Annotated in this window: 14 protein-coding genes; 6 read left to right on the forward strand and 8 right to left on the reverse strand. The window is 68.5% G+C overall.

Annotated features, from left to right (window positions below):
• Window positions 1-74 precede the first annotated feature (74 nt).
• Window positions 75-629 (reverse strand): extensin family protein, encoded by a 555-nt coding sequence (locus tag T8K17_RS13585; protein ID WP_322330271.1) that lies wholly within the window; start codon window positions 627-629, stop codon window positions 75-77.
• Between the two features lie 365 nt (window positions 630-994).
• Between T8K17_RS13585 and T8K17_RS13590 the strand changes: the two genes are divergently transcribed.
• The gene (locus T8K17_RS13590) at window positions 995-1,729 is read left to right on the forward strand and encodes a TlyA family RNA methyltransferase (protein ID WP_322330272.1); all 735 of its coding nucleotides are present in this window, start codon (window positions 995-997) and stop codon (window positions 1,727-1,729) included.
• A 51-nt stretch (window positions 1,730-1,780) separates the two neighbouring features.
• Complete coding sequence (locus T8K17_RS13595; RefSeq protein ID WP_322330273.1) at window positions 1,781-2,773, forward strand: DUF2806 domain-containing protein; 993 nt, start codon at window positions 1,781-1,783, stop codon at window positions 2,771-2,773.
• A 65-nt stretch (window positions 2,774-2,838) separates the two neighbouring features.
• Here the strand turns inward: T8K17_RS13595 and T8K17_RS13600 are convergent, their stop codons facing one another.
• The 4 genes from T8K17_RS13600 to fabI all read right to left on the reverse strand — a co-directional run bounded on the left by T8K17_RS13600 (window position 2,839) and on the right by fabI (window position 7,131).
• The gene (locus T8K17_RS13600) at window positions 2,839-3,309 is read right to left on the reverse strand and encodes a hypothetical protein (RefSeq protein WP_322330274.1); all 471 of its coding nucleotides are present in this window, start codon (window positions 3,307-3,309) and stop codon (window positions 2,839-2,841) included.
• Window positions 3,310-3,361: 52 nt separating this feature from the next.
• Entirely contained in the window at window positions 3,362-5,119 is a 1,758-nt protein-coding gene (sppA, locus tag T8K17_RS13605; protein WP_322330275.1) for a signal peptide peptidase SppA, read from the reverse strand.
• A gap of 86 nt (window positions 5,120-5,205) precedes the next feature.
• A complete protein-coding gene (gene aroC / locus T8K17_RS13610; protein WP_322330276.1) occupies window positions 5,206-6,297 on the reverse strand; it encodes a chorismate synthase in 1,092 nt (363 codons plus the stop codon).
• A gap of 21 nt (window positions 6,298-6,318) precedes the next feature.
• Window positions 6,319-7,131: an enoyl-ACP reductase FabI gene (gene fabI, locus T8K17_RS13615; RefSeq protein WP_322330277.1), complete on the reverse strand. Its 813-nt coding sequence runs from the start codon at window positions 7,129-7,131 to the stop codon at window positions 6,319-6,321.
• A 104-nt stretch (window positions 7,132-7,235) separates the two neighbouring features.
• On the opposite strand from fabI, the gene T8K17_RS13620 reads away from it, so the two are divergent.
• Entirely contained in the window at window positions 7,236-8,657 is a 1,422-nt protein-coding gene (locus T8K17_RS13620) for a YihY family inner membrane protein (protein ID WP_322330278.1), read from the forward strand.
• Between the two features lie 24 nt (window positions 8,658-8,681).
• Here the strand turns inward: T8K17_RS13620 and T8K17_RS13625 are convergent, their stop codons facing one another.
• The gene (locus T8K17_RS13625; RefSeq protein WP_322330279.1) at window positions 8,682-9,665 is read right to left on the reverse strand and encodes a J domain-containing protein; all 984 of its coding nucleotides are present in this window, start codon (window positions 9,663-9,665) and stop codon (window positions 8,682-8,684) included.
• A 160-nt stretch (window positions 9,666-9,825) separates the two neighbouring features.
• Window positions 9,826-10,299, reverse strand: a complete 474-nt coding sequence (locus tag T8K17_RS13630) for an RT0821/Lpp0805 family surface protein (protein ID WP_322330280.1) — start codon at window positions 10,297-10,299, stop codon at window positions 9,826-9,828.
• Between the two features lie 276 nt (window positions 10,300-10,575).
• On the opposite strand from T8K17_RS13630, the gene pdxH reads away from it, so the two are divergent.
• From pdxH to T8K17_RS13645, 3 genes are all read left to right on the forward strand, one after another.
• A complete protein-coding gene (gene pdxH / locus T8K17_RS13635; protein ID WP_322330281.1) occupies window positions 10,576-11,190 on the forward strand; it encodes a pyridoxamine 5'-phosphate oxidase in 615 nt (204 codons plus the stop codon).
• Window positions 11,191-11,308: 118 nt separating this feature from the next.
• A complete protein-coding gene (locus T8K17_RS13640; RefSeq protein ID WP_322330282.1) occupies window positions 11,309-12,163 on the forward strand; it encodes a universal stress protein in 855 nt (284 codons plus the stop codon).
• Window positions 12,164-12,191: 28 nt separating this feature from the next.
• Window positions 12,192-12,563: a hypothetical protein gene (locus T8K17_RS13645; protein ID WP_322330283.1), complete on the forward strand. Its 372-nt coding sequence runs from the start codon at window positions 12,192-12,194 to the stop codon at window positions 12,561-12,563.
• Window positions 12,564-12,592: 29 nt separating this feature from the next.
• On the opposite strand, the gene T8K17_RS13650 is transcribed toward T8K17_RS13645, so the two are convergent.
• Entirely contained in the window at window positions 12,593-13,090 is a 498-nt protein-coding gene (locus tag T8K17_RS13650; RefSeq protein ID WP_322330284.1) for an MgtC/SapB family protein, read from the reverse strand.
• Between the last annotated feature and the right edge of the window lie 91 nt (window positions 13,091-13,181).

Consider the following 13,181-nt stretch of genomic DNA (forward strand, 5'->3'; position numbering starts at 1 on the left):
CTAGATAAGAATGCCGATGCCGGGGCGTCGGGTCTGGACGCCGCGCCGAAAGCCGCCCGCGGCTCCAGCCCCGGTCAGCGGCAGACCCCGAATCGGCCCATGTCGAAATGGAAGTGATCCCGGTGCGCCGCGTTGTACTCCGGTCCCAGCACCACCCGGAACAGGTCGCAGGCGCCGTCGCGCACGTCGCGCAGAAAGGCCTTCTCCGCCGCGCTGCCGCCGGACCAGTCGGCGAGCACCGTCACCCGCCGTCCGTCCTCGAGCCGGAATCCGGCGATGTCGATAGCATTGGCGGTGGCGTGCTCGCTCGGCCTGCCGGTGGGGCCGCCGCCGATGCGCCGGCAGGAATAGGTGCCCAGATGATCGAGCCGCACCACCGGGCTGCCCAGGTGTTTCTCCGCCGCCGGAGCGACGACCTCGCGTTCCCAGAGATACAGGCCGGCGGCCATCGGGCAGGTCAGCCGCACCGGGCCGGAATAGGGCACGGTCGATTGCAGGATCTGCACGGCATTGCTGAAACCGCAGAACTCGCCTGTCTTGCGCTCCGGGATCGCCCGGACTTCCAGGGCCGAGGCGTTGAGGATCGCCAGGCACTGGTCGGGGTCGCTCTTCAGGTCGGCGAGCTGCATCCCCGTCGCCAGGCCGATCGGGCGTTCCAGGTCGAGGGGTTTGAACGGCAGGTGCTCGCCGGGCAGCGGAAAGCGCTGGAGGATGCCGTAGAGCGCCGCCGCCAGCAGAGCAAGGCCGAGCAGCGGCAGCGCCGCTCCGGCTACGAACCCGCCGAACCGGCCGGGCCTGGATGTGTCCTTCCGATCGGCGATCGCCCAGATCCTCCCGCGCGCGTTGCTCGATACAGTTACGGAGGCAACGCGGCGGAGCCGTGACCGGTTCTGGATGACTTGGGGCAGGCGGCGCCTTGCAGCATCGACGGACTGGCTCCGGCGCCTCGGATCTGTAAGGTGAGGCGCATGACAGATACAGCGGTAAGCCTTCGATGAAACGGCGCCTCGATCAGCTTCTCGTGGACCGGGGCCTGGTGGAGTCCCGGACCCGCGCCCAGGCCCTGGTGATGGCCGGCAAGGTGTTCTCCGGCGAGCGCAAGATGGAGAAGGCCGGCCAGCAGGTGGCCGAGGATATCGCCCTGGAGGTGCGCGGCCAGGATCACCCCTGGGTCTCGCGCGGCGGCCTGAAGCTCGCCCATGCGCTGGAGCATTTCGCCATCGACCCGGCCGGCGCGGTCGCCATCGACGTGGGTGCGTCCACCGGCGGTTTCACCGACGTGCTGATCCAGGGCGGGGCGGCCAAGGTCTATGCGGTCGATGTCGGCCACGGCCAGCTCGCCTGGAGGCTGCGCAACGACGACCGGGTGATCGTGCTGGAGAAGACCAACGCGCGGCACCTCAGCGGCGAGCACGTGCCCGAGCCGGCGGATATGGTGGTCTGCGATGCCAGCTTCATCTCGCTGAAGACGGTGCTGCCGGCGGCGATCGCGATGGTCAAGACAGGCGGACGGCTGGTGGCGCTGATCAAGCCGCAGTTCGAGGCCGGTCGCGGGCAGGTCGGCAAGGGGGGCGTGGTGCGCGACCCGGAGGTGCATGCGGCGGTCTGCGACGACATCCGGGCCTGGCTCGACGGGATCGGTGGATGGTCGATCGACGGCATCGTGCAGTCGCCGATCACCGGGCCGGAAGGCAATATCGAGTTCCTGATTTCCGCACGCCGTCTGTGATAGCATTTCCCGGATAGGGGGATCGGCGGCCCCAAGGCGGGAGAGGTGACCATGAGCACACGCGGTGGCGACCAGCCTCCGGCCGGCCCGTTTGTCGGTACCCAGGCCGGCCCCAGCGCTCCCGAACCCGAGGGTGCGGCGCGGCCGCTCGGCCTGCCGAAACCGGCGGGTCCGTCCACGGCACCGGCGCTCGCCCGGCTCAACGAGATGGTGGTCGCCGCCCTGGGGGCCGCGCAGCGCGACTGGGTGCGCGGCCTTCAGCTCCACCGCAGCGAGGCGGCCGGCGACGGCAGTCTCGCCAGCCGGATCTCAGAGCGGCTGGATCACGTGGAGTGCCGGCGGCAGCGCAACATCGAGGCGATCCTGCAGCGCGCCCTGCGTCTGCTGCCCGAGGACGTGGCCGAGGGGATCCCCGACCAGGACTGGGCCGCTGCCTTCTTCACCCATGCTGCCGACACGGCGGATCCGGAATTCGCCCGCCTGTGGGCGCGCCTGTTGGTTCAGGAAGTCCGTCGGCCGGGTGCCGTTCCCTGCGGCGTGCTGGTCCGCCTTCCCGGGCTGTCCAAGACGATCCTGGCGATCTTCCGCCGGCTTTCCGCCTTCGCGGTGAACAATTTCGTGGTCCGCCTGGAGCCGTCCTTCTTCGAGGGCAAGGACGTGACCTCCGACGACATGCTGCTGCTGGAGGAGTATGGGCTGATCCGCACCAACCGGGACCTGAACCGGGTGTTCCAGAGTCAGCGCGAGGACCGGTTCTCCACCAACCTGCTCTATGCCGACAAGGCGCTGCGCATCACCCATGCCCAGCCGGGCAAGCAGCTCGTGCTGTCCTGCATCCGCCTGACCGAGTTCGGCACCACCCTGTGCCGGGCGCTGCTGGAGGAGGGGGAGCTGCGCTCGGACACCGACTACATCGTCGAAGTGGTCCGTCTGCTCCAACGCCAGGGCTTCCAGACCGCCCAGGCGGATATCCTGGAGCGGGCTGACGAACAGGTCGTCTCCCGCCATTCCCCGTTCTGCGACATCGTCGCGCTGGGCCGGTGATGGGCTCTATCTTGAATAGGTTAGCGGGCGATTCACGGTTCTGATCGAGCCGAACCGATCGCGCTCTAGAACAGCGACTCGATATAGACGCCCTGGATCACGTCGGGATAGCGCTCGGAGAGCTGGGTCTGGGCTTCCATCTTGAACAGTTCGATCTGCTCGCGGTTCGGCCGGCCCTGTTCGTAGAGCTTGACCGCCAGCGGGTAGACGATGCCGTTCACCGCCCATTTCTGGGCATCCAGGGCGGTCTTGGCCTGCACGTCCTTGGCCTCGATGGCCACCCGCAGACGCGCCTCAAGCGGCTGGCCCTTTACGAAGACCGAGATCGAGAACGGGCCGATCGGCAGCACGTTGGGGCCGACGACCCGGCGGTACTGGATCTCGCGGTTGAACTGCTTGTGTTCCTTGTCGCGCTGCTTCTGCTCTTCCTTGCGTTCCGTGGTGGAACTGGTCTCCGCGGAGGCCGGGGCCGAGAGCACGGGCGCCCCGGCGATCGCAAGCGCGAGCAGGGCTGCAGCGAAGGAAGTGCGGGTCATGTCGGTCTCTCTCCATGGACCGGCATCGGCCGGTCCGTATCGTCCCCGATCGCTATTGTATCACGAGACCGGGCGCGCGGGTCTGGATACGTCCGCCGGCGCCGCTTAGGTACACGCCGGCGGCATCGAGCCGCTCTCCCAGGATATGGGCATGGCGGGCGAGGCCGGCAATGAGATGGATCGACGCCATGATGTCGCGGTCGCGCACCAGCTCGATCAGCCGCTCCCAGGGCTCCTCCTCCTGCGGGAACCGGATCCGCTCCACCGGCGCGTCCGGGGCGATGCCGGCGGCGTTGCGGGCGAGCTGCATGGCCTCGGCATAGCCGCCGACCGCGTCGACCAGGCCGACGCGTCTCGCGTCCTCGCCGGTCCAGACTCGGCCGCGGGCCAGGGCGTCGATCTCGTCGCTGGACAGCCGGCGGGCGGCGGCCACCCGGGCGGTGAAGTCGGCATAGACCGCGTCCAGCAGCCGGCGCAGCCGGTCGCGCTGACCGTCGGTGAACGGCTCGGTCGGCGAGAACATGCCGGCATTCGCGCCGATGCTGATGCGGCCGATGTTCACGTCCCACTCGCGCAGCAGCTGTTCGGCGCTGATCTTGCCGCCGAGGGTGCCGATGGACCCGGTCAGGGTGCCCGGATGTGCGATGATGTGGTCGGCCGACAGGGCGGCGAAATAGCCGCCCGAGGCGGCGACATCGGCGAAGCTGACGATCACCGGCCGGCCGCTCTCGCGCACCCGCTCCACGGCGTGGCGGATGGTGTCGGAGGCGACGTAGCTGCCGCCGGGGGAGGAGACCCGCAGGATCAGTGCCTTGACGTCTGGGTCGGTGCGGACGTCGTCCAGGGCGGCGACGATCGGGCCGGAGGCCGCGTTGTCCCGGTCCAGCAGACCCTGGCTGTCGCCGCGCACGATGGCGCCGTCCAGATGCACCAGCGCGATGCGGGTGCCGCTCTCGTAGGGTCGGCCGGCGCCGTCGAGATAGCGGCCGACGCCGACGCTCTCACCCTCCAGCATGGCGCGTGCCTGCTCGCGGTAGCCGAGGCTGTCGACCAGGCCGTTGGTCACGGACTCCGCCGCCAGCAGCGGGCCGCGGTCGATCACCGCCTGCACCGAGCCGCCGCCCAGGCGACGGGCGGTGGCGATGCCGCTGATCACCTGGCCGAACAGGGATTCCGCCACCCGGGTCATGTTCTCGCGCACCGGGCGGGGCATATGGTCCTCGGTGACCGCGCCGGCAGCGCCCTTGTACTCGTAGCGCTGCTCGAACTCTGCGCGCAGGCCGAGCTTGTCCAGCAGCCCGGCGGCATAGGGAAACTCGAGCTGCAGCCCGGTCAGCCCCAGCAGGCCCGACGGTTGCAGCCAGATCCGGTCGAAAGCGCTGGCGAGGTAGTAGGGGCCGTTCTCCCCGCTCTCGAAACTGTCGGCGAAGGCGATGGCGGTCTTGCCGGCGCTGCGGAAGCGGAACACGGCGGCCCGCAGCTCCTGCGCCTGGGCGAGCCCGAGGGAAAGGTTGGAGAGGTCGGCGAACAGCCCGGTCACCCGATCGTCGGCCGCCGCCCGGTCGAGCGCGTCGACATAGTCGATCATCGACAGCGGCGCGTCCTCGTTCAGCAGCCCGGCCAGCTCCGGCAGCAGCGGCGACTCGTCGATCGGCCCGCCGAAATCGAGCTGCAGGACCATCCGCTTGGGCAGCGGGTCCGGCGTGCGGAACCCGTCGGCGACCCAGAACCCGGCCGCCACCGCGCCGATCAGCAGGACAAGGCAGAGGACGCCGATTGTGGCGAAAAATCCGACGAAGAAACGACGCATGGGGTCTCGACCGGTGACGGAAGCAAGGGCGGAAGTCTAGGTCGGTGGGCCGGGCCTGTCGAATGCGGCGCGCGGCGGCGGCCGGCTCACCCGATCGGCCCGACCTGGGCTTCGTGGCGCATCAGGTGGTCGAGCAGGACGCAGGCCATCATCGCCTCGCCAACCGGCACCGCGCGGATGCCGACGCAGGGGTCGTGACGGCCCTTGGTCACCACCTCCACTTCCTTGCCGAAGCGGTCGATGGAGGCGCGGGGGCTCAGGATGGAGGAGGTCGGCTTCACCACGAAGCGCACCACCACGTCCTGGCCGCTGGAGATGCCGCCCAGGATGCCGCCGGCATGGTTGGAGGTGAAGACCGGCTTGCCGTCCTGCATCCGCATTTCGTCGGACGCCTCGTGTCCCGGGATCGACGCGGCGGCGAAGCCGTCGCCTATTTCCACGCCCTTGACCGCGTTGATGCTCATCATCGCCGCCGCCAGGTCGGTGTCGAGCTTGCCGTAGACCGGTTCGCCCAGGCCGGCCGGAATGCCGGTGGCCACGGTCTCGATCACGGCACCGGCGGAGGATCCGGCCTTGCGCACGCCGTCGAGGAACGTCTCCCACTCGCCGGCGGCGACCGGGTCGGGGCAGAACAGAGGGTTGTTGTTCACCTCGGCCCAGTCCCAGCGCGACCGGTCGATGCCATGCGGGCCGATCTGCACCAGGGCGCCGCGCACGGAAAAGGCATTGCCCAGCCGGCGGGCCAGGATCTTCTTGGCGACCGCACCGGCGGCCACCCGCATGGCGGTCTCGCGCGCCGAGGAGCGCCCGCCGCCGCGATAGTCGCGGATGCCGTACTTGGCGTCGTAGGTGTAGTCGGCGTGGCCTGGCCGATACCGGTCCTTGATCTCGCCGTAATCCTTGGAGCGCTGGTCCTGGTTGTGGATCACCAGCGACAGCGGCGTGCCGGTGGTCTGGCCCTCGAACACGCCGGACAGGATCTCCACCTCGTCCGGCTCGCGGCGCTGGGTGGTGTGGCGCGACTGGCCGGGCTTGCGGCGGTCCAGGTCGTGTTGGATGTCAGCCTCGGTCAGCGGGATGCGCGGCGGCACCCCGTCGATCACGCAGCCGATCGCGGGCCCGTGGCTCTCGCCCCAGGTGGTGACCCGGAAGATCTGGCCGAAACTATTGCTGGCCATGGTCTATGCCCCCGATCCCGGTCAGACGACGGAGATGTCGGGCGCGTCCACCGCCTTCATGCCGACGATGTTGTAGCCGCAATCCACGTGGTGCACCTCGCCGGTCACGCCGGTCGACAGGTCGGACAGCAGGTAGACGCCGGCGCCGCCGACATCCTCCAGCGTCACGTTGCGGCGCAGCGGCGAGTTGTACTGGTTCCACTTCAGGATATAGCGGAAATCGCCGATGCCCGAGGCGGCCAGCGTCTTCATCGGCCCGGCGGACAGGCCGTTCACCCGCACGCCCTGATCGCCCATGTCGACGGCGAGGTAGCGGATGCTGGCCTCCAGCGCCGCCTTGGCCACGCCCATGACGTTGTAGTGCGGCATCACCCGCTCGGCGCCGTAGTAGGTCAGGGTCAGCAGGCTGCCGCCCGCCTTCATCAGCGGCGCGGCGCGCTTGGCGACCGAGGTGAACGAGTAGCAGGAGATATCCATCGTGCGCCGGAAATTGTCGCGCGAGGTGTCCAGGTACTTGCCCTTGAGCTCGTCCTTGTCGGAATACGCGATCGCGTGCACGAGAAAGTCCAGGCTGCCCCAGGTCTCGGAGATGCGGCTGAACACCCGGTCGACGCTGGCGTCGTCGTTGACGTCGCACGCCTCCACCAGGGTGCTGCCGACCTGATCGGCCAGCGGACGCACCCGCTTTTCCAACGCTTCGCCCATATAGGTGAAGGCAAGCTCGGCACCTTGGTCGGCGGCCGCCTTTGCAATGCCCCAGGCGATCGAACGGTCGTTGGCCACGCCCATGATCAGGCCGCGCTTGCCCGCCATAATGCGGGGATCTTTAGTCATTAAGTCCTCGATATCGCCAATCAGCATGCGGTGACGCATCCTACACCAACGATCCTCACCCGCAAGCAAGCGCGCCGAGGCCGGTCTCGTGCTAGGATGACCCCATGGAATCACCGGACAAGAAGACCTCCTCCAGCCGGATGGACTACTGGAAGGTCCACCGTGCCAAGCGAATCGCGATCGATATCGGCAACTACGTGTATTACGCGGTGCGCCGGTTCTACGCCGATCAGGGCGCCCAGTCCGCCGGGGCGCTGACCTACACGTCGCTGCTGGCCCTGGTGCCGCTGCTGGCCATCGCCTTCGCCATCTTCTCGGCCTTCCCGGCCTTCGAGACGATCCAGGACCGGTTCGAGGCGATGCTGTTCGAGAACCTGGTGCCGGAAGTGGGCTACGAGGTCCGCAGGTACATCGCCGATTTCACCCAGAACACCACCAACCTGACCGCGGTCGGCGTGGTGGCGCTGGGCGTGTCGGCGGTGCTGTTGCTGGCGATGATCGAGGCGACGTTCAACCGGATCTGGCGGGTGCAGCGCAACCGGCCGCTCGTCTCCCGGCTGCTGATCTTCTGGACCATGCTGACCCTGGGGCCGCTGCTGCTCGCCGCCAGCTTCTCGATGACCTCGGACGCCTTCGTCGCCATCCAGCGCTTGGCCTGGCACGGCGCCGACGTCGTGCCGATCGACCTGACGAGCAATCTCGGCATCTTTAAACGGCTGTTCGCGGCGCTGATCCAGACCGCCGCCTTCACGGTCATGTTCATGCTGGTGCCGGCGCGCCATGTGCGGCTGCGCGACGCCCTGATCGGCGGCGCGGTGAGTGGGATCGCGCTGGAACTGCTGAAATGGGGCTTCCGCTGGTACCTGACCTCGTTCCCGACCTACCAGACGATCTACGGCGCGGTGGCGGTGGTGCCGATCTTCCTGATCTGGCTCTACATGGCCTGGACCATCGTGCTGTTCGGCGCGGTCTTCGCCGCCTCGTTTCCGGAATGGTGGCGCTCGCGGGTGCCGGGGGTGACGGCGACCCTGTCGCCCGCCCTGCGGCTCGAGGCGGCGGTGGCGCTGATCGCGGTGATCTCGGCCAAGGCCCGGACCGGCGGGACGGTGGATTCCGAAACCCTCGCCGACGCCCTGCCGCTGGATGCGCGCGACGCGGTGATCGAATCCCTGCGCGCGGCCGGCTATGTCGCCGCCACCGACGAGGACAATTACAGCCTGACCCGGGATCTCCGCCACGCGACGGTGGCGGATCTCGCCCGCGACCTGGGCGTCACCCTCGGCCTGGTGCGCGAGCGCGAGCAGAACAAGATGATGACCCGGGTGCTCGACGGCCGGCTCGGGCCGGTGCCGTCGCTGCTGCGCGATCTCGCCGATGCCGAAGACCGCCTGCTCAGCGTGCCGTTGTCGGAGGTCATCGACCAATCGATCCGCGAGCGGGCGCCCGAATGGAAGGCCAAGGGGGTGATCACCGTCCTGCCGGGTACTGAAGCGCCGCGCAATGGGGGAGCCGCCTCGGCGGAGTGACCGTCAGGGCGTGACCGTCGGACCTCAGCCCAGCGACTTGCGCGGGTTGTAGGCGTGGGTGGCACCCCACTTCTCGATGAACTGGATCAGGTCGCCGTCGGGATTGTCCGGCAGGACGATGCGCAGGGTGACGTACTGGTCGCCGGGTTCGCCGTCGCCCTTGGCCGGTACCCCCTTGCCGCGCAGCCGCATCCGCTTGCCGCCGTTCGATCCCTTCGGGATCTTCAGCGACACCGAACCGTGCACCGTCGGCACCGTCACGCTGCCGCCCAGGATGGCCTCCTGCAGGGTGATCGGCAGGTCCAGCAGGATATCGTCGCCGTCGCGCGTGAAATGGGCGTGCGGCTCGACATTGAGTTCCAGATACGCGTCGCCGGCGGGCAGGGCCCCGCTGCCCGGCTTGCCCTGGCCCTTCAGCCGCAGCACGGTGCCGTCCTCGGTCGCCGGCGGGATCGTCAGGTTCACCACCTTACCGTCGCTCAGCGTCACCCGCTTCTTGATACCGGCCACGGCCTCGATGAACGGCACCTTCAGCCGGTAGCGCAGGTCCTGGGAGTTGCGCCGCGGCGCGCTGCGGCTGCCGGTGTCGCCGGGCGACGGGCCGCCCGCCGCACCGCCGCGTCCGGCGCGCCACTGCTTCAGGATCTCCTCGATCGGGTCGCCGTTGGCGTCGTCGAAGGTGTCGTCGAAATCGAAGGTGCTGCTGCGCCCTGAACTCCCGGCGCCGGGATGGCCGCTGCGCGCCTTCCAGCCCTTGGACCAGAAACTGCCGCGTCCCCGCCGCTCGCGGCCCTCGGGGTCGATCTCGCCGCGGTCGTATTTCTTGCGCTTGGTGGGATCGCCCAGGAGGTCGTAGGCGGAGCTGACTTCCTGGAACTTGCGGGCGACGGCTTCGTCGCCCTGGTTCAGGTCCGGATGGTATTTCTTCGCCAGCTTGCGATAGGCGGCCTTCACCTCGTCCTGGGTGGCCGTCTGGCTGACGCCCAGTACCTTATACGGATCGCTCATCCGCCGGCTCCGGCCGGCGGATGAGAGAGCGACTTGATAGGGAACGCGGCGGCTCGCCGTTCCATTGCAGTGGATACCTCATCGGGACACTGGAAGCGTGAGTGTCCGATCAGAGGTCGTCCCGGATCAAGACTTTGTAAAGAGGGTCGGAAGACCGTCCTCAGTTCATCACCTTCCAGGAGCCGTCCGGCTGGCGGCAGGCGGTGCCGAAGGCTTCTTCCGTGCGCCCGCCGACATTGATCGTCTGCGAGTACTCGCGGCAGTACTGACCGCTGTTGGTCTGGTAGGTGCGGGTCGGGGTGACCGTGCCGTAATTGCCCGAATCGGGGTTGCTCCAGGTCGAGCTGCTGCCGCTCGGCTGGTTCTCCAGGGTGTTCTGGGTGGTCGAGGCCAGCGCTGCCTTGTCGGCGCGATCCAGCGACTTGCCGACCTCGCTGCCGAGCAGCGCGCCGAGCAGGGTGCCGGCGGCGACGGCGGCGAGCTGGCCCTTGCCCTGGCCGAACTGGGAACCGGCCACGGCGCCGCCGAGGCCGCCGAGGACGGCACCGCCGGTCTGCTTGGCGCCGGTATCCGCGCAGGCGGCGAGGCCGAGGCTGAGGGCGACGGCGGAGACGATAGCGGTCTTGCGGAACATGATCTTCTTACCTTTCACATGAGCCCGGCCCGAGGGCGCGGACTTGATTCCCCTGAATACCCCATCCGCCGCCGGGGCAGGAGGCCCACCGGCAGCGGAGATCGCGAAACTCGCAGCTACGAACGTAACGGCCGCGATAATCCGTCGGTTCCCTCAACTGATTTTTGAACGGCAATATTCCACCGCGATGGAAACGGTTTGGAGTATTCGGCGCTGGATATGGCGCCGGTCTCGCCATATTGAAAGCCCAGGCACCGGTACCGAGGGGATCCGACGATGACTGACGACAAGGCCATTTTCGAACCGCAGACGGACGATCCGTTCGAGCAGTTCCGGCTGTGGTTCGCCGACGCGGAGGCCAGCGAGGTCAACGACGCCAACGCGATGACCCTGGCGACCGCCGGGTCCGACGGGCGTCCCTCCGCCCGGATCGTGCTGATGAAGGACTACGACGAGTCCGGCGTCGTCTTCTACACCAACACCGAGAGCCAGAAGGGCCTGCAGCTCGCGGTGAACCCGTTCGCCGCCCTGCTGTTCCACTGGAAGTCCCTGCGCCGCCAGGTGCGGTTCGAAGGGGCCGTCACGCCGGTGACCGCGGCCGAGGCCGACGCCTATTACGACAGCCGTCCGCGCAACAGCCGGATCGGCGCCTGGGCCTCGCAGCAGTCGCGCCCGCTCGCCGACCGCGCGACCCTGATGCAGTCGGTGGAGCGTTTCAGCGGCGAGTATCCGGGCGAGTCCGTGCCCCGTCCGCCGTACTGGTCGGGCTACCGTCTCTCGCCGCTGCGCATCGAGTTCTGGCACGACGGGGCGTTCCGGCTGCACGACCGGTTCGTCTTCACCCGCCAGGCGGAAGGCCAGCCCTGGAGCCTTCAGCGCCTGTTCCCGTGACACCCGAAACGGCGGTGCTGTCGGTTGATCTGCATCAAGGTTCGTTTGCATAGCCTGACCTAGCCTCCACATACGAGAGGGCGACCGCCCGATCGACTTCCGGCCATGGAGGCAAGATATGAAACGGATCTTCGTTCCGCTGCTTGGTGAACTCGGCGACCGCGCCGCCCTGGACGCGGCGGGAAAGCTGCTCGGATCGTCCGGCGGATTTGTCGATGCGCGCGTGCTGCGCCGGGATCCGCGCGACGTGCTGCCGATCGTCGGCGAGGGCTTCGGTGCGGCGATGATCGACGAGGTCATGAGCGCCGCCGAGAAGGGCTCCAAGGAACTGGCGGCCAAGGCGAAGAAGACCTTCGACGAGTGGGCGACCGCAGCCGGCGCCAATGTGGGCGCGGCACCGGGCGCGACCGGGCTGAGCGCCGCCTTCGGCGAGCTGGTCGGACCGGTGCCGGGCGTCGAAGTCGCCGCCGAGCGGGTGAGCGACGTGGTGGTCTGCGGCCGAGCGCCGCGGGACGTCAGCCCCGACCGCTCGGCCCTGCTGGAAGTGGCGGTGATGGAGGCCGGCCGGCCTGTGATCGTCGTCCCCGACGCGGAGCTGGAGAGCATCGCCACCGTGATCCTGGTGGCCTGGAACGGCTCGGCCGAGGCGGCGCGGGCGGTGTCCATGTCCATGCCGCTGCTGACCAGGGCCGACAAGGTCGTGGTCGTCACCGTCGATGACGGCGATGTGAGTGCCGATCCCGAGGCCCTGGCCGATACCCTGCGGGCGAACGGCGTGAAGGCCGAGGCGGTGAAGGCCGAGATGGACAAGGCCGGCGTGGCCGCGACCCTGGAGGTCGAGGCCGGCAAACAGAAGGCCGACCTGATCCTGATCGGGGCATACAGCCACAGCCGGGTGCGGGAATTCGTGATGGGCGGCGTGACCGACGACGCCTTGACCGACGGTTCGGTGCCCATGATGCTGGCCCGATAACAACGAAAATTGTGGAGGAACGACCGGAATGAGTGTGCGAACCATTCGCCTGGAATTGGCGCGCGGACCCGAGTTTCCAGAGGGCAGCGCCTCCCGTGGCTACGAGTTCAAGGCACCGCTAACGGCGGACGGTTCGCTCGATCAGAAGGCCTGGTCGAAGGTGCGGGGCGACTGCACGTTCAGGCGGTTCTGGGACGGCGCGGCTGACGAGACCGGCCATCTGGTCCATGCCCGTGGCAACCGGTGGCTGTTCCACTACGACGGCGTGACCCATGAGGAGGACGAGGAGGACGACATGATCTTCAAGTTCGACCGTCACCACTTCGTCGAGGGCGAGTACGTCTCGATCACCGAGCACGACGGCGAGCAGCACACCTTCCGGGTGGTCAGCGTCCGCTGACCCCCGCGGCGCCGCGGCGGCTGCGAGGTTCAGCCGCCGTCCGCCGACTCCCTGCGCCGCTCGGCGCGCCGCTCCATGAAACCGATGACGACCAGCACGATCACGCCGAGGATGGCGGTCATGCCGGCCAGATAGAGTTCGCCGACGCCGCAGGCCACGCCCAAAGCGCCGGTGAGCCACAGGCTGGCGCCGGTGGTGATGCCTTCCACCTCGCCCTTGTTGCGGATGATGGCGCCGGCGCCGAGGAAGGCGATGCCGGTCACCACGGCCTCCAGCACACGGGTCGGGTCGATCCGCACATGGTCGTCCCAGGCACTGACGGAATCCACGAGTTCCAGCGCGATCAGCGCGAACGCCGCCGACGCGAGCGAGACCAGCATGTGGGAGCGCAGGCCGGCGGGCTTGCGGCGCAGCTCCCGGTCCACCCCGATGACCATGCCCAGCAGCAGGGCGAGGCCCAGCCGTTCGGCGTACATGGCGGTGTCGCTGCCGGCGAGTTGGTCTAGGGTCGGCAAGAGATCCTGCAAGGGGTGTCCTTTCGCGGCGGGTGGCGCATCGTCGGGGAACGGCCCGCTCCCCGTCGCGGTTCCTGAACCCGTGCGAATTGGCTTTGCACCC

Source organism: Thalassobaculum sp. OXR-137, assembly GCF_034377285.1.
Taxonomy (GTDB): Bacteria; Pseudomonadota; Alphaproteobacteria; order Thalassobaculales; family Thalassobaculaceae; genus Thalassobaculum.